We start from the raw sequence: 22,061 nt of genomic DNA on the forward strand, positions 1-22,061 counted from the left end.
AAATCAAAACAATTTGCGAAACTCATTCAAATAATATGAATGATTTTCGGCCGGTCGCGATGCAGCACGTCGTTGCCGGGCTGGCCGTAGCCCTGGTCTATAGCAACTCAGATCGGCGCAGAGGCGGCTAAACGTGGCCTCCGCGGTCATAAAATGATGAAAATGGGTATGGCTGACGAGGCGAAAATTACTTTTGATCCGCTCCAGTCCGTTGTAAACCCGCTTGCGATTGACGCCCAGCGTGTCTGCCATTTGATTAATCGACTGTCCGCTGACCACGCCACGGATCATCTGCATCTCCAGGTCATTGAGTGGGGCTCGCAGCCGGGAGGAGCGACTCTGACGCTGATGGCGCGGCGCGAAAGGGCGGCTGCGATCTGCCAGACGGAGCAGAAGGCGGCGGATCTCCTGAACGCCTTCCCGCTGGCTGACCCACAGGAGGGTATCCGCGTAAAAGGCACGTCCGCGTTTAACGTTGTTGGCGGAGGTAAATCCGACCACCAGGCCGGGATAGCGCTGGGCTAATTCAGCAGCGGCCTGATAATCGTGATAGTTTTCCAGCGCTAAAATAATCACATCCAGCCCGGCCGGATCGGGCAGATGGCTGAGCGGCAGTGAATGAATAATGTTCAGACCGGGCAAGGTTTCCTGAATATCTCTGAAACACTGGGCGAGGCCGATATTAAAATAAATATTATTGCTGTGAATTAAAATATTCAAAGAATAAACCCTGTTACAAGCGATCTAAACGGCGCGGGAAGGAGATTAGCTGCGAACCAGAAGTTTATTCATATCAGCAGGCGAGGTGTTTATATAATTCATCATGCCCGGCGGTTTGAAGGAATAAATTTCGGCTACACAAGCAGGATTAATATAATACCCTGCGCACTTAACGCGGATAATTAACACGCTTTCGACCCCCGCCTGGTTTAAGCGAGATTTTAAGGTCTGAATGACCTGCCATAATCGCTGCGCGGACGGACGGAGATTATTTTTCTCCCAGACGTTAATCATTAACTCTTCATCACTGACCAGACGTTCTCTGCCATGCGCCAGCAAATATTCCAGTAAACACGCCATGGTGCTGCGCAGCTGAACTTGCGTTCGCGTCCCACGTAACGCGATAATTTCCCGATGATGCAGGCAGTAGAAAATATTATCCGCTAACTTATAGCCAAGTAGTTTATAGCCTGTAGTCATCCACCACTCCCTGACAAATCCCCGTATTGCCGGTGCAGAGTACCCGCCTGCGGCGGTCTGACCAAGTGAATTTTATGAGCTAGAATAATCAAAACAATTAACCACATTAGCATACATAACTAGAATAAAAATCTGATAAAATCGCTCACTTCTGTTGGATTATGTGGTATAGGAAAAGTCTTAATCAAGAGGTGTGCGAAGTTAAATGGTTGAAAATATAGGTGGTGGAAACAAAAAATTGCATTTACCTTGATCTAGATCAATTTTATGCCTTTCAGGTGGCAATCACCATTTACATAGCAAAACAAAGATTGAAATAACAACGTTTAAGTGATGATAAGCTGATTCTGAACTTATGGAATTACCCAGGGAACTGTTCATTACTTTTCAGGAGCGTTTTTATGGTCATTGCAACTCGTAAGCCTCTGTGCAACAAACGCTGGGCCGCCAGCCCGGCCTCTCAGGATCTTCAGTTGACCCAGCTGCGTCACCCCTGGGTCGCCACCACAGCCAGCTGCAAAAGTAAAAAAGGCTGGAAGCGCCGCGGTTAACGGCTAATCCACTTCCCCAGACACCACGCCCCGGTCGCGTTAATGCCACGACCGGGGTTTTGCTGTGATCGGTGTTCTGCGTGAAGGTCACACCGGGCGCAGGCAGAAGCCTGAGGCGGTCTTCTCCACGCTGGCGAAGCCCGGCAGGCCAAGATGCATACCGCCGACGAGCCACCGCTCGCTGGCGGCCTGGCGCAGGAGACTTTCCCGTGTACGCCGCGCCTGGTCAGGATCGACGTCAAAGGCCACCGATGCCTCTGGCCGGGCGCTCTGGATCGAGGGAAAGTGGACGATATCCCCCCAGATCAGTAGCGACGTTCCGCCCGCCTCGAGGCGATATCCGGTATGCCCCGGCGTATGGCCGGGCAGGGGACATGGTCGGATCCCGGCGATCCGCTCATTTTCATCGATAGCACGAATTTGCGTCGCGCAGATCGCTATTACGCGCCGGACGAGCAGCACGTTGCGTTGTCCACGCTCGCTGGCGTTGTCCAGTGTCGACGGCGCCAGCCAGTAAGCGCTTTCCCTCGAGGGCAGGAACACCGTGGCGTTGGGATAAGCCGGTGTACCGGCGGAGGTCAGCAGGCCGCCGATATGGTCCGGGTGCGCGTGGGTGAGGAGGATGGTGTCAATGTCCTCAGGGCGGACGCCGAGCAGCGCCAGATTGGCGATAAGCGCGCCGCCGACGCCGTTGGCCCCGCCGGTGCCGGTATCCACCAGCACCGTATGCCCGCGTCCGCGGATCAGGTAAGCGCCGATCTCGATGGTTTCCGGCGAGATTACCCCGGCCTGGCGCTGCAGACGCGCCGCCTCTTCAGGGGCAATCCCCGCCAGTAACGTCAGCGGCGCCGTCATCTGGCCATCACTGATGGCGCTTATCGTCAGGTCGCCTGCTGTCAGGGAATAAAAGGGAGCTGGTGTCATGTTGACCTCACGCTTGCTCCGCCGGGTGACGCAATCGGGCGGTAATGGGCTGATAGACAAAGACGGCGGCCGTGGCGGCGTGGTGATGCAGGTCGTCACGCGGGACGATGGCGGCATAGCGGGCATGCCGGGTGGCCAGACCGCCGGGCTGCAGGACGACCGGCGCAGCGACGGGCAGGGCTTCCGCGGTATCGCTCAGCAGCAGCACCTCGTCCGGAGCAACCTCCCGCAGCGCGTTAGTTGTGAGATAGAGGTGGCGATGCCAGTCGGCGATCGCCGATTGCCAGCGGGCAAAATGACCGCCGCCGTTGCGGCGATAGGCGTCGCTGTCGATGACGGCGGCATCGCGGATATCGTGTAGCGCCAGGTAGCGAGGGCAGCCCTCGCTGAGCACGCAGAAGCGCTGCGAGGCATGAAAACCGGGCACTGAGACCAGCGCCGGTAATTTTTCCAGATTGTAAAAGGTATTCCACGCCGCTTCGCTTTGCGGGTCGGTGTAGGCGCATTCGACGACATAGAGCATAGTGACCTCGAGAGACAGATGATTGAGCGCATAAGGCGCTTCAGTGAATTTACTTCATCCTATCTGGCGAAAATGGCGCTGAAAAACGATGTTTATTCAAGCCTCAGTGATATTCTGTCACTGACTTTCAGTCAGCCCGCACAAGGAGCATTGGCTATGCGTCGTAAAATTCCCAGCAGCGCTGCGCTACTGGCCTTTGAGGCCGCCGCCCGCCACGGCAACTTTGCCCGCGCGGCGGCGGAGCTCGCGTTAACGGAAGGGGCCATCAGCCGGCAGATCGCCCGTCTGGAAGCGCTCCTCGACAGCAAACTATTCGACAGAATCGGGAGCCGGGTACGGCTCAATCCGGCCGGCGCCCGCTATGCCAGACAGGTCCGCGAGATCCTCAGCAGGCTGGAGCGGGAAACCCTCGACGTCAGCGGGATGCCGGCCGATGGCCGCAGTCTGGAGATCGCCGTGCTCCCCACCTTCGCCAGCCGTTGGCTCATCCCCCGCCTCGGGCAGTTTACAGCGCAGCATCCGCATATCGTGGTCAATATCGCCGCTCGCAGCGACCCCTTCATTCTGCCGGGCAGCGGATTTGATGCGGCTATCCATTTTGATCACCCGGCGTGGACCGGAATGGATGTGACGTTTTTGTTTGCGGAGTATCTGCTGCCGGTCTGTCATGCTGCGCTGCTGACGGATAACGATCTCCCGGGGCTGCTGAATCGGCTGCCGCGCATTCATCGGCGGCAAAATCCGGATGCCTGGCTGCACTATGCCCGGGAGTGTGGTCTGTCGCTGGATAACCCGGCGCAGGGGCCGCGCTATGATCTGCATGAGATGGCGATCGCTGCGGTACTCAGCCAGCAGGGCGTGGCCCTGGTGCCGAAGATGTATGTGGAGAGCGAGCTGCGTAACGGGACGCTGGTCGCCCCGTGGCCGGGCTCCCCGACGCTGGCCAAGCGCTTCTGCCTGATCAAACCCGGCGGCGGCGAGGGGGAGCCTGCGCTGCAGGCGTTTGAGCGCTGGCTGCAGACGACGATTGCGGCAGGTTAGCTTAAGGCGGGCCCGGGCGTACGCTGCGCCGCCCGCTGGCGGGCATATTTGCCCGGCGATGTCCCGGCATAGCGGGTAAAAGCCACGCTGAACGCGCTGGCCGAGCCATAGCCGAGGCGCTCGGCGATATCCGCCATGCTGATGCCCGGCTCTCCCAGCCACCGCATCGCCAGGGTCATGCGCCAGCTCAACAGATAGCCCATCGGGGTCATTCCGGTCAGGCCGGTAAAGCGTTCAAATAACGTCGAGCGAGACAGCGCGCAGTCGGCGGCCAGGGCGTTGACGGTCCAGCGTCTGGCGGGGGCCTCATGCAGCAGACGGATTGCCTGGGCGATCCGCGGGTCGCTCAGGCCGCGCACCAGGCCTGGGGTGGCGAGTGTTTCGCAGGAGCGGATGGCCTCGATAAACAGCAGCTCAACCATCCGCGCCAGAACGAAAGATTTACCTGCGCGATCCGCCTGGGCTTCCTCTTTCAGCAGTCCGACAAAGGTGGCCAGCCGCGGCTGGTCGCGAACCACCACCAGGGCGGGCAGCAGCGAGGTCAGCAGGCTGGCGTTATCCGAATCGGCAGCGCAGTGGCCAATCAGCGCCAGCATCTCCGCCGGCTGGTCGAGGGCTCCCAGGCGAAAGTGTTCCTCCGCCAGTTTCACCGGGGTGGTCTCCAGCGCCGGTGAAGGCGGCGGGGTCAGGCTGGTAAGCGCGAAGCGGTACGCCGCCGGGATCAGCATAAAATCCCCGGCGCGCAGGGTCTGCGGCGGATGCTGGTCTGTTTCCAGCCGACAGCCTCCTTCCAGCACCACGCCATAGAACGACATGCCCTGGTCCGAGCGAATGACGCGCCATTCTCCCGCCCCCTCAATGGTTTTGGTCAGCACCGCTCTGAGATTTAGCATCGCAATGATTTCCGCCAGCGGGTCGCTCATTTCCGGACTCCTGCTAAAGAATGATGGATTATTGACCCTATATCGTCCGGAGCGGGCTGTCTATGATGAAAAGGAAGAAGCCAATCGGAGACAGAGAGATGCAAACGATTATGATCACCGGCTGTTCATCGGGTTTTGGCCTGGAGACGGCGCGTTATTTTCTTGAACAGGGCTGGAAGGTTATCGCCACGATGCGGGTTCTGCGAGAGGATCTGTTGCCAGCCAGCGACCGTCTGCGGCTGGTGCGCCTTGACGTCACCTCAGCGCAGAGTATCGCCGAGGCGATTGCCGAGGCCGGAGAGATTGACGTTCTGGTCAATAACGCCGGAGTGGGGATGCTCAACGCCCTGGAGGGGGCGTCGCACGAGGCGATAGCGAACCTGTTTGCCACCAATACTCTTGGGACTATCGCCATGACCCAGGCGGTACTTCCCCGGTTCAGAGCGCGCCGTAGCGGGACGATCGTGAATATCACCTCGGCGGTCACCCTACAGCCGATGCCCCTGCTGGCGGTCTATACCGCGAGTAAGGCGGCGGTGAACGCCTTCACGGCGTCCCTGGCGCTGGAGCTGCGGCCCTTCAATATTCGCGTCGGGGTGATCCTGCCGGGACGCGATCCCCAAACCCGCTTCGGGGAAAACGCGCGTCGAACGATGGGCCAGCTCCCGGAGAGCTATGCGGCGCTCGGCCAGCAGATCCTCGACAGCATCCAGGAAAACGCCAGCGTAACGCGGGCTGTCGATGTGGCTCAGGCCGTCTGGCGAATGGTGAACGATCCTGATGCCCCTTCGCGGCTGCCGGCAGGGGAAGATGCCCTGGCGATGGCGCAGGCCAGTCGGAGTCGCGAATAATCGGCTTTAGCTTTGTCGTTGGCAGGGTTCAATAACGTTCAGGCGGGAAGCGCAGAAGGCGTGCGTTTTCCGGTCAAGATGCTGCAGGGTAATGTTGAGAGGGAATGATAAGAAACAAGATTGGTGCGTCTGAATGGACTCGAACCATCGACCCCCACCATGTCAAGGTGGTGCTCTAACCAACTGAGCTACAGACGCATTATGGTGCGTTTAATTGGACTCGAACCAACGACCCCCACCATGTCAAGGTGGTGCTCTAACCAACTGAGCTATAAACGCATAATGGTGCGTTCGATTGGACTCGAACCAACGACCCCCACCATGTCAAGGTGGTGCTCTAACCAACTGAGCTACGAACGCAATGTTGTGGTGACAACGGGGACGCATATTAGCGGCAGGCAGGGGATGTGGCAAGAGGTAAACGTCACTTTTCTTGTACATTGCTTGCGATTGCGGATCTTTTACCCATTCCGGCGATATTTTACTGAACCACAAGGATATTTCTTCGCCAGCAGGCGCCTCGCCTCTCTTTTCTCCGCGGGTCTCAACCTGCGCACAAAGGTTGCCGTTGTGTTAAATTATCGCCCACCAGAAGAGAGGAGTAATAACGAAGATGAAATCGATAGGTATTTTCTGCGGTTCTTCAGCTGGCGAACATCCGCTGTATCTCGACACTGCCCGACGGGTTGGCCACACGCTGGCGCAGCAGGGACTGGCTGTTGTCTATGGCGGCGGCAAAGTTGGCTTGATGGGGGCGGTTGCCGATGCGGCGCTTGAGGCCGGGGGCGTGGTGATTGGCGTGATGCCGCGCGGCCTGGTGGAACGGGAAATTGCCCACCGCGGGTTGACGGAGCTGCATGTGGTTGAGGATATGCACGAACGGAAAACCAAAATGGCGGCGCTGGCCGACGGCTTTATTGCTCTGCCGGGCGGAGCGGGGACGCTGGAAGAGATTTTCGAACAGTGGACCTGGGCGCAGCTGGGCATCCATGAAAAGCCGTGCGCATTTCTGAATATTAAAGGGTATTACGATCCGCTGCAGGCGATGGTCAATAACATGGTGCGGGAAGGGTTTATGCACCCGCGCTACGCGGAGATGCTGCCGTTTGCTGCCTCGGCAGAGGAGATTATCGCCGGTTTTCGCGACTATACGCCGCCGGCGCGTAAATGGGTTCAGCAGCCCGCTATTTAAACATCAAGCGAAGGGTAAACAGCGCGCAGACGATGAGCAGAACCAACAGCAATTCGAAGCGATAGCGTTGCAGCATGATGTCCTCCTGAAAAAAAACCGGCGCTATTCAGCGCCGGTTTATCACCTTAACGCTCTGACCGTTATGCCGCCGGTTGTACCGCCGGTTTGGCTGCGTGGTGCGCCGCTTTGTGGTGCTTCTTCGCCGCCTGGGCTTTCTGCGCTACTGCCGGTTTCGCTGCGGCTTTGTGGTGCTTCTTCGCCGCCTGGGCTTTCTGCGCTACTGCCGGTTTCGCCGCCGCTTTATGATGTTTCTTGTGATGAACGGTGGTGTGGCTGGCTGCGGCAGCCGGGGTGGTGGTCGCGGCATCGGCGGCGAAAGCAACAGATGACAGACCCATAGCAGCGGCAACAACCAGAGCTAATACTTTTTTCATGCTGAAATCCTCGAATTGGTTTCCTGAGTAACCCCACTGCGGGGCTGTTGGCCACACTATATGCATCTCCGGGGCGCTCATCAGTGAGTCTTTGGTGTCGGGGAGTAACGGAATGTACAACGCCGGAACAAAACTGAAGAAAGAAAAAGCCCGCCGGGGTGGCGGGCTTTGGCAGGATTAGCGCGCGGCGCGCTGTAAGATAGTGCTGGAGGGCTGGCGCTGCAGAAAACGCATCCGCAGCATCATCATAATGGCGGCGGAGGTCAGGCCGATGATAAATCCGCACCAGAAGCCGGCGGGCCCCATGCGGGGGACAATCACGTCGGTCAGCGCCAGCAGGTAGCCGCTGGGCAAACCCAGCACCCAGTACGCGGTAAAGGTGATAAAAAAGATAGACCGCGTATCTTTATAGCCACGCAGGATACCGCTGCCGATCACCTGAATGGAGTCGGAGATCTGGTAGACCGCCGCCAGCAGCATCAGATGCGAGGCCAGCATCACCACCTCAGGGTTATCGTTATACAGCAGGGCAATCTGCTTACGCATCAGCACGGTAAAGATAGCGGTAAACACCGCCAGGCAGACGCCCACGCCCACGCCCGTGCGGGCGGAAACCTGGGCATCGATCGTTGAGCCCTGGCCGAGGCGGAAGCCGACGCGAATGGTGACCGCGGCCGCCAGCGACAGCGGCAGAACGAACATCAGCGAACTGAAGTTCAGCGCAATCTGGTGGCCGGCGACGTCAATGATCCCGAGCGGAGAGACCAGCAGCGCGACGACGGCAAACAGGGTCACTTCGAAGAACAGCGCCAGGGCGATGGGCAGCCCCAGCTGCACCAACCGCAGCAGAACGGCGAAATCGGGGCCGCTGAAGCCCTCGGCGCAGCGGATATCGCGCATCGAACGCGCCCGGCGCACCCACCACAGCATGCTGGCGAACATCACCCAGTAAACGGAGGCCGTCGCCACGCCGCAGCCGACGCCGCCCAGCTCCGGCATGCCAAAATGGCCATAGATAAAGATGTAGTTCACCGGAATGTTGACCAGTAAACCGATAAAGCCCATGACCATCCCGGGCTTGGTTTTCGCCAGCCCTTCACACTGGTTACGGGCGACCTGGAAGAACAGGTAGCCCGGCGCTCCCCACAGCAGCGCGCGCAGATAGCCAACCGCTTTCTCCGCCAGCAGCGGATCGATGTTGTGCATGGAGCTGATGATATACCCGGCATTCCACAGCACGATCATGATCAGCACCGAGACCAGCCCCGCCAGCCAGAAGCCCTGACGCACCTGAGGCGCGATACGCTCCCGCCGCCCGGAGCCATTGAGCTGCGCCACCACCGGGGTCAGCGCCAGCAGCAGGCCGTGGCCGAAGAGAATGGCCGGTAGCCAGATGGAGGTCCCGATGGCCACCGCGGCCATATCGGTGGCGCTGTAGCCGCCCGCCATCACGGTATCGACAAAACCCATCGCCGTCTGCGCCACTTGCGCAAGAATGACGGGTATAGCCAGAGCTAATAACTGACGCGCTTCAATGAAATACTTCTGCACGTGAACACCTTTGTATTGTTGTTTTTTTGAGACTAAAAAAGCCGCCGTAACTGGCAGCAAGGGGATAAAAATGAGGAAATTCCAGTCTATTGTAGCGAGGATTAGCCATTAAGCCAGTGAAAAAAGAGTCGAGGCACGAAGCGCGCTGGCAACCGCTCAGCCCTCCTGTTATTGTTCCCGATAGCGAAAACGGTAATGATACCGTCATGATTTTCAACAGGAGCCAAACATGTTTACTGGTATTGTTCAGGGAACCGCGAAAGTGGTCTCCATTGATGATAAACCCAATTTTCGCACCCACGTGGTGGAGCTGCCGGCGCATATGCTGGAGGGGCTCGAAACCGGGGCATCGGTAGCCAACAACGGCTGCTGCCTGACGGTGACCGACATCAACGGCGCGCGCATCAGCTTCGATCTGATGAAAGAGACGCTGCGGATTACCAACCTCGGCGATATTCAGGTCGGGGATGAAGTCAATGTCGAGCGGGCGGCGAAATTCAGTGATGAAATCGGCGGGCATTTGATGTCCGGCCATATTATGACCACGGCGGAAATTGTGAAGATCCTCACTTCCGAAAATAACCGTCAGATCTGGTTTAAGGTACAGGATCCGACGCTGATGAAATATATCCTTTATAAAGGATTCATCGGTATCGATGGCATCAGCCTGACGGTAGGCGAGGTGACGGCAACCCGATTCTGCGTGCATCTTATTCCGGAGACGCTGCAGCGGACCACGCTAGGGGCGAAGAAGCTGGGTGACCGCGTCAATATCGAGATCGACCCGCAAACCCAGGCGGTTGTCGATACGGTTGAACGCGTGCTGGCGGCGAAAGAGGTCGCGGCTAAGGTCAGTGAAGCCTGACAAAAAATCCCCCGCCGGTGAGCGGGGGCGTGTTTTTTAACGGGCGACGCGCAGTCCGTGTTCAATCCCGCGCGAGAACACCACCTGCCAGAGCTGAATGTCGCGGGCGCGGAAGGCGCCGGCGCAGGCGTTCAGGTAATAACTGAACATGCGTTTGAAACGCTCAGAATAGTTATCGGCAATTTCCGGCCAGCTGGCGAGGAAACGCTCATACCAGGCCATCAGTGTGGTGTCATAATCGGCGCCGAAGTTGTGCCAGTCTTCCATCACAAAGTGCTTCTCGCTGGCATCGGCGATCTGCCGTACCGACGGCAGGCAGCCGTTGGGGAAGATATATTTATTGATCCACGGGTCAACGTTATGGTCGGTGACTTTGGAACCGATGGTGTGCAGTAAGAAGCGGCCGTTGGGTTTCAAATTTCGATCGGCGACCTCAAAGTAGGTGGCGTAATTTTTGGGACCCACGTGTTCAAACATGCCGACGGAGACGATGCGGTCGAAGCTGTCGTGCAGATCGCGATAATCCTGAAGACGAATATCCACGTCAAGGCCATCGCAGCGCGCCTGGGCCATCTTTTGCTGTTCGGCGGAGATGGTCACGCCGACAACGCTCACCTGGTAATTCCGCGCCATATATTCGGCAAGACCGCCCCAGCCGCAGCCGATATCCAGCACTCGCATGCCTGGCTCGAGCTCCAGCTTACGGCAGATGAGATCCAGCTTATCCTGCTGCGCGGCTTCGAGGGTCTGCGCCTCTTTCCAGTACCCGCAGGAATATTGCATGTAGGGATCCAGCATCCGGCTGAAAAGATCGTTGCCGAGGTCATAGTGCTCTTTGCCGACGATCCAGGCGCGTTTTTTACTTTGCAGGTTAAACAGGCGAGCGCCTGCGATGCGGAGTGTGTCTTTGAAATGGTGAGGGAGTTGTTTTTCCAGCCCGGCGCGGAGCACTTTATGGAAGAATATATCCAGACGCTCGCAGTCCCACCAGCCGTCCATATAGCTTTCGCCTAAACCCAGCGACCCCTCCTGCAATACGCGTTTAAAAAAAAGAGGGTTTTTAATCCGCAGGTCTGACGGCGCGGAGCCATTGATTTCAATTCCCGCACGGCCCAACAATTCAGCTGCAATCCGGTACCAGTCATCATTTGGTACACTTACTTCTTCTATACACGATGAACTCATAGCTTCTCCATCACGCCCAAGTGATCAGAACCTTAAAACAGCGTAGACGCTTTTTTGGCTTTGTGAGAAATCTCACGGATAATCCGTGAAGTCGCTATCCGACGTAGAACAGAGGAAGGGAGATAACCCTTGCCGAAAGGCCTTCCATGGTGAAACGGAGGCATCCTGCATCCGTTAATCTGTTAAAAATTTTTTATTTATGTGAACCCGGATCCAGTATAGGACGCTAAGTACTGGCTTTCAATAAAAATATCTTAGCGTGCTAACCACTGGTCCGGGCTCTGGCGACGGGCGTCAGGCGTGGGAAGAGTGGGCCGCCAGCGCTGGCGTCTGCTGCAGGCGATAACCCACTCCGGCTAACAAAATAGAGACCAGCATCACGCTGGTGGTGGTCAGCAGCGGCGTGGCGATCAGCGCGGAGACTAGCAGGCTGGTCAGGAAGCACAGGCCAAGCTGGAGGGTGTTCTGCAGCGCCGCCGCGCGGCCGGTTGCCTGCGGGAAAGGCTTCAGCGCCTGAGCGACCACGATGGGGTAGATCCCGCCGTTGACCACCGCCATCAGGCAGAACGGGATCATTAACGCTACCAGCGAGGCATGCGTTTGCAGACCCACCAGCCAGGTGGCGGCGACGCTGACGGCGAAGACCACCAGCAGCCACGGGAGCATCTGTTGCCCGGACCATTTTTGCAGCAGCGCGCGACAGCCATAGCCGCCCACCAGAAAAGCGATGGTCTGCGGGATATAGCTCAGGCCGATGGCGGTCGGGCCGTAGCCCATCTCATGTAGGATAAACGGCGAACCGGTAAGCCAGGCGAAGAAGCTGGCGGAGCAGGCGGCGTAGATCAGGACGTTGCCGCTGTATTCCCGGGAGCGCAGCAGCGCCAGAAAAGTGATTTTCTTTTCAGCCACAGTGGCCGACTTAGCGGCGGCCTTCAGGCGCAGGGCAGGCAGCATCAGCAGCAGAGTGATGGCAAACAAGGTGGCGAAGATGGCTTGCCACTCGAAGTGCACCAGCAGCCAGCTGCCCAGCAGCGGGGCCAGCGCAGGGGACAGTCCTACCAGCGGCATAATAGTGGCGAAGATGCGGTTGGTGCGCTGGGCGGGATAGTAATCGGTCACCATCGCCTGCCAGGTAACCGCCGCGGCGCAGACGCCAATCGCCTGCAGAAAACGCAGCGCCAGCATCAGCGTGGCGTTCTGCACCCACAGCATCCCCAGGCAGCCGACCGCGAAAATCGCCAGGCCGCTCAGCAGCACCGGTTTGCGCCCGTAGCGGTCTGACAGCGGCCCCCAGAAGAGCTGGCCCAGCGCGAAGCCGGCGAGGAACAGGCTCAGGCTGGCGCTAATGGATGCGGCGGAGGTGTCGAGATCCTGCTGCATGGCGGCAAATGCCGGCAGGTACATATCGGTGGCCAGAAAGCCCAGCACGCTCAGGCCGGCCAGCCAGACTAAAAATCCTTTTCCAGGTTGTGACATAACGTTCTCATTTTTGGAGTACAGGTACGATGCCGCAGAGTGTAGGGAGTGCATTGTGGCTTGTGAAACGCTAATATTTGTCACATGTATTCAAAAATTTTGCAGGCAGAAAATGTGGTCTGAATACTCTCTGGAAGTGGTTGATGCCGTCGCCCGTAACGGCAGCTTTAGCGCGGCGGCGCAGGAGCTCCATCGGGTGCCTTCCGCCGTCAGCTATACCGTGCGTCAGCTCGAAGAGTGGCTGGCCGTCCCGTTGTTTGAGCGCCGTCATCGTGATGTGGAGCTGACCCCCGCCGGGGTCTGGTTTTTACAGGAAGGGCGCTCTGTTATCAAAAAAATGCAGATCACCCGCCAGCAGTGCCAGCAAATTGCCAACGGCTGGCGCGGGCAGTTGTCGATCGCGGTGGACGATATCGTGAAACCCGCGCGGATGCGCCAGATGATCGTGGATTTCTATCGCCATTTTCCCGACGTCGAGCTGATCGTTTTTCAGGAAGTGTTCAATGGGGTATGGGATGCGCTGGCCGACGGCCGCGTGGAGCTGGCGATTGGCGCAACGCGCTCTATTCCGGTTGGGGGCCGCTATGCGTTCCGCGATATGGGGATGCTGAGCTGGGACTGCGTGGTGGCGAGCGCTCACCCGCTGGCGAAGATGGCGGGGCCGCTGAGCGACGATGTCCTGCGCAACTGGCCGTCGCTGGTGCGGGAAGATACCTCGCGTTCGTTGCCCAAACGGACAACGTGGCTGCTGGATAACCAGAAGAGGGTGGTGGTCCCCGACTGGGAATCGTCGGCAACCTGTCTGTCGGCAGGGCTCTGCGTCGGCATGGTGCCAAGCCATTTCGCCCGGCCATGGGTGGATCGCGGCGAGTGGACCGCGCTGGCGCTGGAAAATCCGTTTCCGGATGCGGCCTGCTGTCTGACCTGGCAGCAGAATGATGCTTCGCCGGCGTTAAACTGGATGCTGGACTACCTGGGGGACAGCGACACGCTGAATCGGGAGTGGCTGCGGGCGCCGGAGTGATCCGCGCCCGCCAGTGCTTTAGCGACGATAGTCGACAAACGGGCCATCCGCCACCGAGCGGCGTTCGACCAGCCGAGGGTGCACTTCAATAGACTGCGACTCTTCGCGCTTGTTGACGATACGATCCAACAGCATATTGAACGCGGCTTCGCCCAGCGAATCTTTCGGCTGATGAATGGTGGTTAACGCCGGGCTGAAATAGCGGGCGTTGCGCACATTATCATAACCGATCAGCGAAATGTCCTGCGGCACGCGCAGCCCCATTTCATCCGCGGCGCAGATAGCGCCCATCGCCATAATGTCGCCGCCGCAGAAGACCGCCGTTGGACGGTGTTGTTGGCTCAGGATCTGCTGCATGGCGCGGTAGCCGGACTCCGGCTCGAAGTCGCCCTGTACAATCCAGTTTTCCGGCACGCTGATATGCGCCTCTTTCATCGCCTGCATGAAGCCGGCCAGTCGCCCCGCGCCGGTGTTGCGCTCCAGCGGGCCCGGGATCACGCCGATTTCGCGGTGACCGCGTTCAATCAGGTAACGTCCGGCGATATACCCGCCCTGGAAGGCGTTATCGATTACCGCATCGGTAAAGTCGGCTTTTGCTTCGCCCCAGTCCATCACCACCATCGGAATATGGCGATACTCTTCCAGCATGCTCAGGACGGAATCCGGGTATTCGGAACACATCACCAGCAGACCGTCGACGCGTTTTTGCGCCATCATCGACAGATAGGCCCGCTGTTTTTCCGGGTCGTTCCAGGCGTTGCCGAGAATCAGGGTATAGCCCTTCTGGAAGCAGCTCTTTTCAACGGACTCAATGATTTCAGCGAAATAGGCGGCTTCGCTACTGGTCGCCAGCAGGCCAATCGATTTTGTATGATTGACTTTCAGGCTGCGGGCCACGGCGCTCGGCGAGTAGTGCAGCTCTTTAATCGCCGCCCATACCGCATTGCGCGTCTCTTCGGCAACGAAACGGGTTTTGTTAATTACATGTGATACAGTTGTAGTGGAAACGTTTGCGCGCTTCGCTACATCTTTAATAGTTGCCATTACATCTCACTCCATGCCTTGACCTGATCGCCTGATCATCGATACGTAAACGTTTGCCTACACACACCCTGAATACAATTTTCAACATTGCATCACGTCGGGAAAACGACACAGAACGACAGGAAGGGGTCAATGGCCGATACGCTTTTAAATTAGCGTGGGATTTTGTCCGATCTTGGGGCAAAGTGGAAGAGCAAAAATGTGCATCGCCCTAAATCCCGGAAGATTTTTGCGATTTTTTGTGCAAAAATGAGCAAGCTCACTTTTGGTGTGGGGATAACAAGAGGGAAAAATGATGGATACCAATTTAAAGTTTTCGCTGATCACCACGATTATTGCCCTCGGCGTGATCGTCGCATTCAGCCTGACCGCCATACTGCACTAATGTTCCGATGAGGGAGGAGCGCGGCTTCCTCCCCGTATCCCGCCATTATTATCAATTCTGCAAAAATCTTTTGTCATTTCGTTCACTTTTGTTTTTTTGTGATTGATGTCATGCTTTTGGCTTCTGATGTTACGCCGTCCTCCCTGACGGTCTGATGGAGTCATTGAATGAAAATCAACTTTCCTTTACTCGCGCTGGCGATCGGCGCCTTTGGCATCGGGACCACCGAGTTCTCCCCGATGGGATTGCTGCCGGTGATTGCCAAGGGCGTGGACGTCTCGATACCGGTAGCGGGAATGCTGATCAGTGCGTATGCCATCGGCGTCATGGTCGGCGCGCCGCTGATGACCCTGCTGCTGTCCCATCGCGCCCGACGCAATGCGCTGATTTTTCTGATGGGGATCTTCACCGTCGGCAACCTGCTGTCATCCATTGCGCCGGATTACACCACGCTGCTGCTGTCGCGCATTATAACCAGCCTCAACCACGGCGCCTTTTTTGGCCTGGGGTCGGTGGTGGCGGCCAGCGTGGTGCCCAAGCACAAGCAGGCCAGCGCGGTGGCCACCATGTTTATGGGCCTCACCATCGCTAATATCGGCGGCGTGCCTGCCGCGACCTGGCTTGGAGAAACCATCGGCTGGCGGATGTCCTTCCTCGCCACCGCGGGGTTAGGCCTGCTGGCGATGGTGAGCCTGTGGTTCTCCCTGCCGAAGGGCAGCGCGGGCGAACGGCCGGATGTCAAACAAGAGCTTTCGGTCCTGTTACGGCCGCAGGTGCTTTCTGCCTTACTGACCACCGTGCTGGGCGCCGGGGCGATGTTTACGCTGTATACCTACATTTCGCCGGTACTGAATACGCTGACCCATGCTTCATCGCTGTTTATCACCGCGATGCTGGTGCTGATTGGTGTTGGTTTTTCGCTGGGCAACTATCTGGGCGGCAAATTCGCCGACCGGTCGGTCTCCCGCACGCTGAAAGGCTTTCTGCTGCTGCTGATGGCGATCATGCTGGCGATACCGCTGCTGGCGCAATCCCCGGCGGGTGCGGCCATCAGTATGATCGTCTGGGGCGCAGCCACCTTTGCGGTAGTGCCGCCGCTGCAGATGCGAGTGATGCGCGTGGCGCATGAGGCGCCGGGTCTCTCTTCTTCGGTGAATATCGGGGCGTTCAACCTGGGCAACGCGCTGGGCGCCGCCGCCGGCGGGGCGGTGATCTCCGGCGGACTGGGATATGCGTTTGTGCCGGTGATGGGCGCGATTATTGCCGGTCTGGCGCTGCTGCTGGTCTGGTTTAGCGGACGAGCGCAGCCGGAGGAGGCCTTTGCCAGCCAGTCATAAACGGTGGGGAAGGGTGTAAAAAAAAACCGCAGCAGGGGTCACTCTGCTGCGGTTTGTCGTTTATGCGGCCAGGTTAGCGGCAACAAACTTCCAGTTAACCAGCGCCCAGAAGTGGTCCAGATAGCTTGGACGGGCGTTGCGGTAGTCGATGTAGTAAGCATGTTCCCAGACGTCAACGGTCAGCAGCGGCTTCGCGTCGGTGGTCAGCGGAGTACCCGCGTTGCTGGTGGAGACGATAGCCAGGCTGCCGTCGGCATTTTTAACCAGCCAGGTCCAGCCAGCGCCAAAGTTTTTCGCCGCGGCGTCGGTAAATTTGGCCTTAAACTCTGCGAAGCTACCGAAGGATTTGGCAATCGCGGCCGCCAGCTCGCCTTCCGGTTCGCCGCCGGCGTTCGGCGCCAGGCAGTTCCAGTAGAAGGTGTGGTTCCAGACCTGCGCCGCGTTGTTGAAAACGCCGCCTTCAGAGGTGCGCACGATCTCTTCGAGCGATTGACCTTCGAACGCGGTGCCTTTGATCAGGTTGTTGAGGTTAGTGACATACGCCTGGTGGTGTTTACCGTAGTGGTATTCCAGGGTTTCTGCGGAAATGTGCGGCGCCAGGGCGTCTTTTGCATATGGTAATGCAGGTAATTCAAACGACATTGCTACTCTCCTTATAACTTTTTTGTTTTATCTCACATTGACAAGATGAGGTTTTCACCTGAATCGCGTTCTGACCGCCCGACGCTGTCGCGTCCCGGGCCTGTTATTGTATTGAGAATGTTAACATTTGCCGCAGGCAGTGAAAAGCCTTACAACGATAAAGGCTATTATCGCCGGCGCAACTGCCGAAGGCTTAACCGTTTTCTGCGGAGCGGCGCGTTAATATGCCCGCAGATGTTGCAAAAATGTATAAGTAAAAGGAGGCTGGGTCTCCAGCCTCTCACCGCGATGGTTAATTTCTCAGCAGGCCATCTTAAGGCCCCGCAGCACAAACGACTGAGTGAAAATAAGCATTTTAAATCAAATGATTAATGACGCTATGCTTTCAGGCAATCGCCGCTATGCCAATAATTCATTGTCTATTTTGATATTTGTATGACAAATATAGCCGCCGGCAGTAATTTCCACAGGATGGCTACGATGGCAAAAACAGATGAAGTGGTAAGCCCGAAAATGATCCCGGTCGTGCAGGGGATCGTTGACTGGATCGAAGCACATATTTTTGACACCCTGCCGGTAAGCGCGATAGCGAAAAAGTCCGGCTACTCGCACTGGTATTTCCAGCGGCAATTCGCCATGGTGACCGGCTGCACGCTGGCGAGCTACGTCAGCCGCCGGAAGATGACCATCGCGACAATCTACTTAACGCAGACCGAGGCCTCCATGCAGAGTATTTCCCAACGTCTGGGGTACGACGGGCAGGCGGCGTTCTGCCGCACCTTTCACCGTCACTTTGGCATGTCGCCCACCCGCTATCGTCGGGAAGCGCCGGTCACAGAGGCGAATATGCAGTTTCCCCTGACGGTGGGGGCGGAGAACGCGCAGGTGAAGAGGGCTGCCGCCGTAGCGGCAGACCGGGATCAACGAATGGTCTTCGGGGTCATGACGCGACGGGCGCCGACGTAATGACGTACCCAGTAATCTTCGCTCAGGGAGGTGATTTGAATATCGCGCCCCGTGCGCGGGGACTGAATGAATTTCCCGTTGCCGACGTAAACGCCAACGTGGTCGGCAGTGCCGCGTCCGCGGGTGCGGAAGAAGACCAGGTCGCCGCTCTGCAGTTCGTCACGATCGACCGGACGCGCATCGCGCAGGTGGTACATTTCATTGGCGGTACGCGGGATATGAATCTTGACCAGGTCTTTGTAGGCGTAATAGACCAGCCCGCTGCAGTCGAACCCGGTGCGCGGCGAGGTGCCGCCCCAGCGATACGGTTTACCCAGCTGGCCCATCAGTTTGTTCATGGCGGTACTCTGCGCTTTTTGCACCCGGACTTTATGCGCGTCGGCGATCGTCAGATTCGCTTCGCTGGCCTCGGGTTTACAGCGTTTTTTATAGCCCTTACGCACCACGCATTTGCTTTTGACGCTGTTCAGCGCCAGGGCCGGCTCGGCGCTTGCGGTCACCGTTTTTGCGCACTGCTTTTTATACCCTTTACGCAGCACGCATTTTTTCGTGGCGCCGGCGGCCTGACGATGAAGCGCGGTTTGGCTTGCTGCGGTAGAGCGGGTAGGGAGCCGGGTGCTCGAGGATTTTTTACTGGTGGTTTTAGCGGTGGTTTTACTTTTTTGACTGGTTGCTTTTTTCTTGCGCTCTGAGCCGCTTTTCGCGGGCAACGCCTTTGGCGAGGCGGAGGCGTGCGTATGCCCTGAAGCCTGAGCCAGTGGCGTGAATGAGATAGATGTGAACAGTAATGCACAGAGCGATATCGCGATTTTGTTTAGCCGCGCCACTGAGCAATCCCCTGATTAATTACAGACATGTACAAATGCCTGACGATGAATGACAAACCGGAACGATTCTAAAGCATAAAAACCCGGAAAGTTAATATTCTTTTGTATCAAAAATGTCGATTGGTTAACGATTGCAAGAAAACGCGTCAGACATTGACCGCCTCGCACAGAAAATGCGCAACGCGCGCCTGCCCGCGACGGCAAAATGATATTTTTAAGGCAACTTCGCGCAACAGAAGATAAAATATGAATAGTGAAAAAAATGTTATTATCGGTCCTGCCCTCGGGACGCTACAATGACAAGTTACTGCCGTAGAAAGAAGTTTAAGGAAGCACGACAATGAGCTCGACTTTAGAAAAGATCCAACGCCAAATCGCTGAAAACCCGATCCTGCTGTACATGAAAGGTTCGCCGAAGCTGCCAAGCTGCGGTTTCTCCGCTCAGGCCGTTCAGGCGCTGTCCGCCTGTGGCGAACGTTTTGCTTACGTTGATATCCTGCAGAACCCGGATATCCGCGCCGAGCTGCCAAAATATGCCAACTGGCCGACCTTCCCGCAGCTGTGGGTGGACGGTGAACTGGTGGGCGGCTGCGATATCGTCATCGAGATGTACCAGCGCGGTGAACTGCAGCAGCTGATCAAAGAGACAGCGGCGAAATACCACACTGACGAGCCGAAAGCGGAATAATTCCCGCGGTCAGTAAAAAAGCGACTTCCTGGAAGTCGCTTTTTTTATCACTCCGGCGTCGCCACCGGCAGCGGCCAACCGCCCAGACGCTTCCAGCGGTTCACTATCTCGCAAAACAGCTGTGCCGTCTGCTCGGTATCGTAGAGGGCGGAGTGGGCCTGCGCGCCGTCGAACGGCATACCCGCGGCAATACAGGCTTTCGACAACACCGTCTGGCCCAAAGCCAGCCCGCTCAGCGCGGCGGTGTCGAAGGTGACAAACGGATGGAACGGGTTGCGTTTTAGCCCCGCCCGTTCGGCGGCGGTCATGGTGAAGCTGTGGTCAAATGTGGCGTTGTGCGCCACCATGATAGCCCGACTGCAGTCGCTCTCTTTCATCCCTTTGCGTACCATTTTGAAGATGGCATGCAGAGCGTCGTATTCGCTAACGGCGCCGCGCTCTGGATCGTGCGGGTTAATCCCGTTAAAGGCCAGCGCTTCGGGCTGAAGATTGGCGCCCTCGAAAGGTTCAACATGGAAATGCAGCGTTTCATCGGGCATCAGCCAGCCTTGCTCATCCATCTTCAACGTAATGGCGGCGATCTCCAGCAGGGCGTCGGTTTTGGCATTAAATCCTGCGGTTTCAACATCAATCACCACTGGATAAAAACCGCGGAAACGGTCGCACAGACCATTCAGTTGAGCGTTCTCGGACATCAGATTCTCTTAGCTGGAAAAAAGTAGCGCGCATTATGGCAAATTTTGCCACGGCTTGCAGCAGGCAGGGGTGAAAACAACGGGCGCCGCAGCGCCCGGGCGAACGAGGATAATGAAGTCGCTATGGTCGGGGGGGTTAGTTGCCCAGCCCTTTGCCGGCGTCTTTCTCTTCAATCAGCTCGATTTTGTAACCGTCAGGATCTTCCACGAAGGCGATAACGGTGCTGCCGCCTTTTACCGGCCCGGCTTCGCGGGTAACGTTGCCCCCGTTCTGGCGGATCCGCTCGCAGGCTTCGGCGGCGTTGTCGACGCTCAGCGCGATGTGACCGTAGGCGGTGCCCAGCTCATAGCTGTCCACGCCCCAGTTGTAGGTCAGTTCGATCACCGCGGTATCGCTCTCTTCGCCGTAGCCGACGAAGGCGAGGGAGTATTTGTACTCCGGGTTTTCGCTGGTGCGCAGCAGCTTCATGCCCAACACATTGGTATAGAAGTCGATAGAACGTTGCAGGTCGCCAACGCGCAGCATGGTGTGGAGTAAGCGCATAATGTCCCCTATGCAGTTTATTTGATAGATCAGAGCCTTGAGTATAGCGGCGATACGTCGCCGCTATCAATGGAGGGATTACAGCGTAGGATAATCGGTGTAGCCTTCCGCGCCGCCGCCGTAGAAGGACTCCGGGCGCTGCGGGTTGAGCGCCGCTTTTTTCTGCAGGCGGGCAACCAGATCCGGGTTGGCGATGTAATCGCGGCCAAAGGCCACGGCATCAATCAGCCCTTTGCTGATCAGGTCGTTGGCTTTTTCAACGGTGTAGGCGCCAGCGCCAATGATCACGCCCGGGAAGCGGTCGCGAACTTTCTGACGGAAGGCTTCGCTGTACGGCTTGCCGCCCGCCCAGTCCGGCTCGGACATGTGCAGATAGGCGATACCGCGTTTCGCCAGCTCGCTAATCAGATACAGCGCGTCTTCTTCTTCGTTCGGGCCATTATCCACATTCTGGAAGCTGCCAATCGGCGACACGCGGATGCCAATCCGGTCGGCGCTCCACTCTTTGCTCACGGCGTCAACCACCTCCAGCACCAGACGGGCGCGGTTTTCCACGCTGCCGCCATACTGGTCGGTACGCTGGTTTGCCGACGGCGAGAGGAACTGGTGCAGCAGATAGCCGTGAGCCGAGTGCAGTTCAACCAGATCGAAACCGGCGTCACGGGCATTGCCCACCGCCTGACGGAAATCATCGACGATCCCCGGGATCTCTTCGGTTTCCAGAGCGCGAGGCATCGAGGTATCGGCGCGGATGGCGTGGCCGTTTTCGTCGCGCAGCGAGGTGCGGGTGCCGGCGCTCAGCGCAGATGGCGCTACCGGGGCGGCGCCGCCGGGCTGCAGGCTGCTATGGGAAATTCGCCCGGTATGCCACAGCTGCACGGCGATATGGCCGTTTTCCGCGTGAACGCCGGCGGTGATTTTCTGCCAGGCGGCAATCTGCTCCGGGCTGTGCAGCCCTGGCGCGCCGGCATAGCCTTTGGCCTGGGCGGAAATCTGCGTCGCTTCGCTGATGATCAGCCCGGAGCTGGCGCGCTGACGGTAATATTCGCCCATCAGCGGGGTAGGGATATCGCCCGGCTCGATGCTGCGCAGACGCGTCAGTGGAGCCATAAATACGCGATTAGGGACGGTGACGGCACCGACTTTCAACGGGGTGAATAATTTTGATTCCGACATAATGACTCCTGAGTAGA

25 protein-coding genes and 3 tRNA genes are annotated in these 22,061 nt (G+C 57.7%); 10 read left to right on the forward strand and 18 right to left on the reverse strand.

Features of this window, described 5'->3' with window-relative positions; all coding sequences use genetic code 11:
* Positions 1-3 precede the first annotated feature (3 nt).
* Positions 4-720, reverse strand: a complete 717-nt coding sequence (locus L2I46_RS02055) for a hypothetical protein (protein WP_085551036.1) — start codon at positions 718-720, stop codon at positions 4-6.
* A gap of 45 nt (positions 721-765) precedes the next feature.
* Positions 766-1,200: a winged helix-turn-helix domain-containing protein gene (locus L2I46_RS02060; RefSeq protein WP_023289962.1), complete on the reverse strand. Its 435-nt coding sequence runs from the start codon at positions 1,198-1,200 to the stop codon at positions 766-768.
* Between the two features lie 401 nt (positions 1,201-1,601).
* On the opposite strand from L2I46_RS02060, the gene L2I46_RS02065 reads away from it, so the two are divergent.
* On the forward strand, positions 1,602-1,751 hold the full coding sequence (locus L2I46_RS02065) for a hypothetical protein (protein WP_023289961.1): 150 nt from the start codon (positions 1,602-1,604) through the stop codon (positions 1,749-1,751).
* Between the two features lie 87 nt (positions 1,752-1,838).
* Here L2I46_RS02065 and L2I46_RS02070 read toward each other — a convergent pair whose 3' ends face one another.
* Both L2I46_RS02070 and L2I46_RS02075 read right to left on the reverse strand, forming a co-directional pair.
* A complete protein-coding gene (locus tag L2I46_RS02070) occupies positions 1,839-2,675 on the reverse strand; it encodes an MBL fold metallo-hydrolase (protein WP_236947510.1) in 837 nt (278 codons plus the stop codon).
* Positions 2,676-2,682: 7 nt separating this feature from the next.
* Positions 2,683-3,198 (reverse strand): hypothetical protein, encoded by a 516-nt coding sequence (locus L2I46_RS02075; RefSeq protein WP_236947511.1) that lies wholly within the window; start codon positions 3,196-3,198, stop codon positions 2,683-2,685.
* A gap of 156 nt (positions 3,199-3,354) precedes the next feature.
* On the opposite strand from L2I46_RS02075, the gene L2I46_RS02080 reads away from it, so the two are divergent.
* Positions 3,355-4,239, forward strand: a complete 885-nt coding sequence (locus L2I46_RS02080; protein WP_101861682.1) for a LysR substrate-binding domain-containing protein — start codon at positions 3,355-3,357, stop codon at positions 4,237-4,239.
* Here L2I46_RS02080 and L2I46_RS02085 read toward each other — a convergent pair.
* Positions 4,236-5,162, reverse strand: a complete 927-nt coding sequence (locus L2I46_RS02085) for an AraC family transcriptional regulator (protein WP_236947512.1) — start codon at positions 5,160-5,162, stop codon at positions 4,236-4,238. The two genes, L2I46_RS02080 and L2I46_RS02085, sit on opposite strands and share 4 nt — an antisense overlap.
* Positions 5,163-5,260: 98 nt before the next feature.
* Between L2I46_RS02085 and L2I46_RS02090 the strand changes: the two genes are divergently transcribed.
* The gene (locus L2I46_RS02090; protein WP_048297651.1) at positions 5,261-6,013 is read left to right on the forward strand and encodes an SDR family oxidoreductase; all 753 of its coding nucleotides are present in this window, start codon (positions 5,261-5,263) and stop codon (positions 6,011-6,013) included.
* A 121-nt stretch (positions 6,014-6,134) separates the two neighbouring features.
* On the opposite strand, the gene L2I46_RS02095 is transcribed toward L2I46_RS02090, so the two are convergent.
* From L2I46_RS02095 to L2I46_RS02105, 3 genes are all read right to left on the reverse strand, one after another.
* A tRNA-Val gene (locus tag L2I46_RS02095) sits at positions 6,135-6,211 on the reverse strand.
* 4 nt (positions 6,212-6,215) lie between these two features.
* Positions 6,216-6,292 (reverse strand) — tRNA-Val (locus tag L2I46_RS02100).
* Between the two features lie 4 nt (positions 6,293-6,296).
* A tRNA-Val gene (locus L2I46_RS02105) sits at positions 6,297-6,373 on the reverse strand.
* Positions 6,374-6,626: 253 nt separating this feature from the next.
* Here L2I46_RS02105 and L2I46_RS02110 point away from each other — a divergent pair.
* A complete protein-coding gene (locus L2I46_RS02110; protein WP_049013570.1) occupies positions 6,627-7,205 on the forward strand; it encodes a TIGR00730 family Rossman fold protein in 579 nt (192 codons plus the stop codon).
* 140 nt (positions 7,206-7,345) lie between these two features.
* On the opposite strand, the gene asr is transcribed toward L2I46_RS02110, so the two are convergent.
* Positions 7,346-7,639, reverse strand: a complete 294-nt coding sequence (gene asr, locus L2I46_RS02115) for an acid resistance repetitive basic protein Asr (protein ID WP_236947513.1) — start codon at positions 7,637-7,639, stop codon at positions 7,346-7,348.
* Positions 7,640-7,816: 177 nt separating this feature from the next.
* Complete coding sequence (gene mdtK, locus L2I46_RS02120) at positions 7,817-9,190, reverse strand: MdtK family multidrug efflux MATE transporter (RefSeq protein ID WP_023289948.1); 1,374 nt, start codon at positions 9,188-9,190, stop codon at positions 7,817-7,819.
* Positions 9,191-9,419: 229 nt separating this feature from the next.
* Between mdtK and L2I46_RS02125 the strand changes: the two genes are divergently transcribed.
* The gene (locus L2I46_RS02125) at positions 9,420-10,055 is read left to right on the forward strand and encodes a riboflavin synthase (RefSeq protein ID WP_023289947.1); all 636 of its coding nucleotides are present in this window, start codon (positions 9,420-9,422) and stop codon (positions 10,053-10,055) included.
* A 36-nt stretch (positions 10,056-10,091) separates the two neighbouring features.
* Here L2I46_RS02125 and cfa read toward each other — a convergent pair whose 3' ends face one another.
* Positions 10,092-11,240, reverse strand: coding sequence for a cyclopropane fatty acyl phospholipid synthase (gene cfa, locus L2I46_RS02130; protein ID WP_023289946.1), 1,149 nt, complete (start codon positions 11,238-11,240; stop codon positions 10,092-10,094).
* Positions 11,241-11,534: 294 nt separating this feature from the next.
* Positions 11,535-12,716, reverse strand: coding sequence for a purine nucleoside transporter PunC (punC, locus tag L2I46_RS02135; protein ID WP_032453123.1), 1,182 nt, complete (start codon positions 12,714-12,716; stop codon positions 11,535-11,537).
* Between the two features lie 112 nt (positions 12,717-12,828).
* Between punC and punR the strand changes: the two genes are divergently transcribed.
* The gene (gene punR / locus L2I46_RS02140; protein WP_032453122.1) at positions 12,829-13,740 is read left to right on the forward strand and encodes a DNA-binding transcriptional activator PunR; all 912 of its coding nucleotides are present in this window, start codon (positions 12,829-12,831) and stop codon (positions 13,738-13,740) included.
* An 18-nt stretch (positions 13,741-13,758) separates the two neighbouring features.
* On the opposite strand, the gene purR is transcribed toward punR, so the two are convergent.
* Positions 13,759-14,784 carry an HTH-type transcriptional repressor PurR gene (purR, locus tag L2I46_RS02145; protein WP_004202888.1) on the reverse strand — a complete coding sequence of 342 codons (1,026 nt, stop codon included), beginning with the start codon at positions 14,782-14,784 and terminating at the stop codon, positions 13,759-13,761.
* Between the two features lie 292 nt (positions 14,785-15,076).
* On the opposite strand from purR, the gene cydH reads away from it, so the two are divergent.
* Together cydH and L2I46_RS02155 are read left to right on the forward strand one after the other, a co-directional pair.
* Entirely contained in the window at positions 15,077-15,169 is a 93-nt protein-coding gene (cydH, locus tag L2I46_RS02150) for a cytochrome bd-I oxidase subunit CydH (RefSeq protein ID WP_002907776.1), read from the forward strand.
* 167 nt (positions 15,170-15,336) lie between these two features.
* On the forward strand, positions 15,337-16,506 hold the full coding sequence (locus L2I46_RS02155) for an MFS transporter (protein WP_101861678.1): 1,170 nt from the start codon (positions 15,337-15,339) through the stop codon (positions 16,504-16,506).
* Between the two features lie 60 nt (positions 16,507-16,566).
* Here L2I46_RS02155 and sodB read toward each other — a convergent pair whose 3' ends face one another.
* Positions 16,567-17,148 carry a superoxide dismutase [Fe] gene (sodB, locus tag L2I46_RS02160; protein WP_023289943.1) on the reverse strand — a complete coding sequence of 194 codons (582 nt, stop codon included), beginning with the start codon at positions 17,146-17,148 and terminating at the stop codon, positions 16,567-16,569.
* 480 nt (positions 17,149-17,628) lie between these two features.
* On the opposite strand from sodB, the gene L2I46_RS02165 reads away from it, so the two are divergent.
* A complete protein-coding gene (locus L2I46_RS02165; protein ID WP_023289942.1) occupies positions 17,629-18,114 on the forward strand; it encodes a helix-turn-helix domain-containing protein in 486 nt (161 codons plus the stop codon).
* On the opposite strand, the gene L2I46_RS02170 is transcribed toward L2I46_RS02165, so the two are convergent.
* Positions 18,069-18,941, reverse strand: a complete 873-nt coding sequence (locus tag L2I46_RS02170) for a C40 family peptidase (RefSeq protein WP_072420065.1) — start codon at positions 18,939-18,941, stop codon at positions 18,069-18,071. The two genes, L2I46_RS02165 and L2I46_RS02170, sit on opposite strands and share 46 nt — an antisense overlap.
* A 340-nt stretch (positions 18,942-19,281) precedes the next feature.
* Here L2I46_RS02170 and L2I46_RS02175 point away from each other — a divergent pair, with 340 nt between their 5' ends.
* Entirely contained in the window at positions 19,282-19,629 is a 348-nt protein-coding gene (locus tag L2I46_RS02175) for a Grx4 family monothiol glutaredoxin (protein WP_002907768.1), read from the forward strand.
* Between the two features lie 47 nt (positions 19,630-19,676).
* On the opposite strand, the gene rnt is transcribed toward L2I46_RS02175, so the two are convergent.
* The 3 genes from rnt to L2I46_RS02190 all read right to left on the reverse strand — a co-directional run bounded on the left by rnt (position 19,677) and on the right by L2I46_RS02190 (position 22,044).
* Positions 19,677-20,324, reverse strand: a complete 648-nt coding sequence (gene rnt / locus L2I46_RS02180; protein WP_004202881.1) for a ribonuclease T — start codon at positions 20,322-20,324, stop codon at positions 19,677-19,679.
* A 136-nt stretch (positions 20,325-20,460) separates the two neighbouring features.
* On the reverse strand, positions 20,461-20,868 hold the full coding sequence (gene gloA, locus L2I46_RS02185) for a lactoylglutathione lyase (protein WP_032453119.1): 408 nt from the start codon (positions 20,866-20,868) through the stop codon (positions 20,461-20,463).
* A gap of 78 nt (positions 20,869-20,946) precedes the next feature.
* Complete coding sequence (locus tag L2I46_RS02190; RefSeq protein ID WP_044523573.1) at positions 20,947-22,044, reverse strand: alkene reductase; 1,098 nt, start codon at positions 22,042-22,044, stop codon at positions 20,947-20,949.
* Between the last annotated feature and the right edge of the window lie 17 nt (positions 22,045-22,061).

It is taken from the genome of Klebsiella sp. 2019SCSN059 (genome assembly GCF_021739525.1).
GTDB classification, from domain to species: domain Bacteria; phylum Pseudomonadota; class Gammaproteobacteria; order Enterobacterales; family Enterobacteriaceae; genus Klebsiella; species Klebsiella quasipneumoniae.

Bases quoted from the DNA above. Each gene is read 5' to 3' on its own strand.
- L2I46_RS02060 (WP_023289962.1), bottom strand. From the start codon at position 1,200: ATGACTACAGGCTATAAACTACTTGGCTATAAGTTAGCGGATAATATT.
- L2I46_RS02065 (WP_023289961.1), top strand. From the start codon at position 1,602: ATGGTCATTGCAACTCGTAAGCCTCTGTGCAACAAACGCTGGGCCGCC.
- L2I46_RS02070 (WP_236947510.1), bottom strand. From the start codon at position 2,675: ATGACACCAGCTCCCTTTTATTCCCTGACAGCAGGCGACCTGACGATA.
- L2I46_RS02075 (WP_236947511.1), bottom strand. From the start codon at position 3,198: ATGCTCTATGTCGTCGAATGCGCCTACACCGACCCGCAAAGCGAAGCG.
- L2I46_RS02080 (WP_101861682.1), top strand. From the start codon at position 3,355: ATGCGTCGTAAAATTCCCAGCAGCGCTGCGCTACTGGCCTTTGAGGCC.
- L2I46_RS02085 (WP_236947512.1), bottom strand. From the start codon at position 5,162: ATGAGCGACCCGCTGGCGGAAATCATTGCGATGCTAAATCTCAGAGCG.
- L2I46_RS02090 (WP_048297651.1), top strand. From the start codon at position 5,261: ATGCAAACGATTATGATCACCGGCTGTTCATCGGGTTTTGGCCTGGAG.
- L2I46_RS02110 (WP_049013570.1), top strand. From the start codon at position 6,627: ATGAAATCGATAGGTATTTTCTGCGGTTCTTCAGCTGGCGAACATCCG.
- asr (WP_236947513.1), bottom strand. From the start codon at position 7,639: ATGAAAAAAGTATTAGCTCTGGTTGTTGCCGCTGCTATGGGTCTGTCA.
- L2I46_RS02125 (WP_023289947.1), top strand. From the start codon at position 9,420: ATGTTTACTGGTATTGTTCAGGGAACCGCGAAAGTGGTCTCCATTGAT.
- cfa (WP_023289946.1), bottom strand. From the start codon at position 11,240: ATGAGTTCATCGTGTATAGAAGAAGTAAGTGTACCAAATGATGACTGG.
- punC (WP_032453123.1), bottom strand. From the start codon at position 12,716: ATGTCACAACCTGGAAAAGGATTTTTAGTCTGGCTGGCCGGCCTGAGC.
- punR (WP_032453122.1), top strand. From the start codon at position 12,829: ATGTGGTCTGAATACTCTCTGGAAGTGGTTGATGCCGTCGCCCGTAAC.
- purR (WP_004202888.1), bottom strand. From the start codon at position 14,784: ATGGCAACTATTAAAGATGTAGCGAAGCGCGCAAACGTTTCCACTACA.
- cydH (WP_002907776.1), top strand. From the start codon at position 15,077: ATGATGGATACCAATTTAAAGTTTTCGCTGATCACCACGATTATTGCC.
- L2I46_RS02155 (WP_101861678.1), top strand. From the start codon at position 15,337: ATGAAAATCAACTTTCCTTTACTCGCGCTGGCGATCGGCGCCTTTGGC.
- sodB (WP_023289943.1), bottom strand. From the start codon at position 17,148: ATGTCGTTTGAATTACCTGCATTACCATATGCAAAAGACGCCCTGGCG.
- L2I46_RS02165 (WP_023289942.1), top strand. From the start codon at position 17,629: ATGGCAAAAACAGATGAAGTGGTAAGCCCGAAAATGATCCCGGTCGTG.
- L2I46_RS02175 (WP_002907768.1), top strand. From the start codon at position 19,282: ATGAGCTCGACTTTAGAAAAGATCCAACGCCAAATCGCTGAAAACCCG.
- rnt (WP_004202881.1), bottom strand. From the start codon at position 20,324: ATGTCCGAGAACGCTCAACTGAATGGTCTGTGCGACCGTTTCCGCGGT.
- gloA (WP_032453119.1), bottom strand. From the start codon at position 20,868: ATGCGCTTACTCCACACCATGCTGCGCGTTGGCGACCTGCAACGTTCT.
- L2I46_RS02190 (WP_044523573.1), bottom strand. From the start codon at position 22,044: ATGTCGGAATCAAAATTATTCACCCCGTTGAAAGTCGGTGCCGTCACC.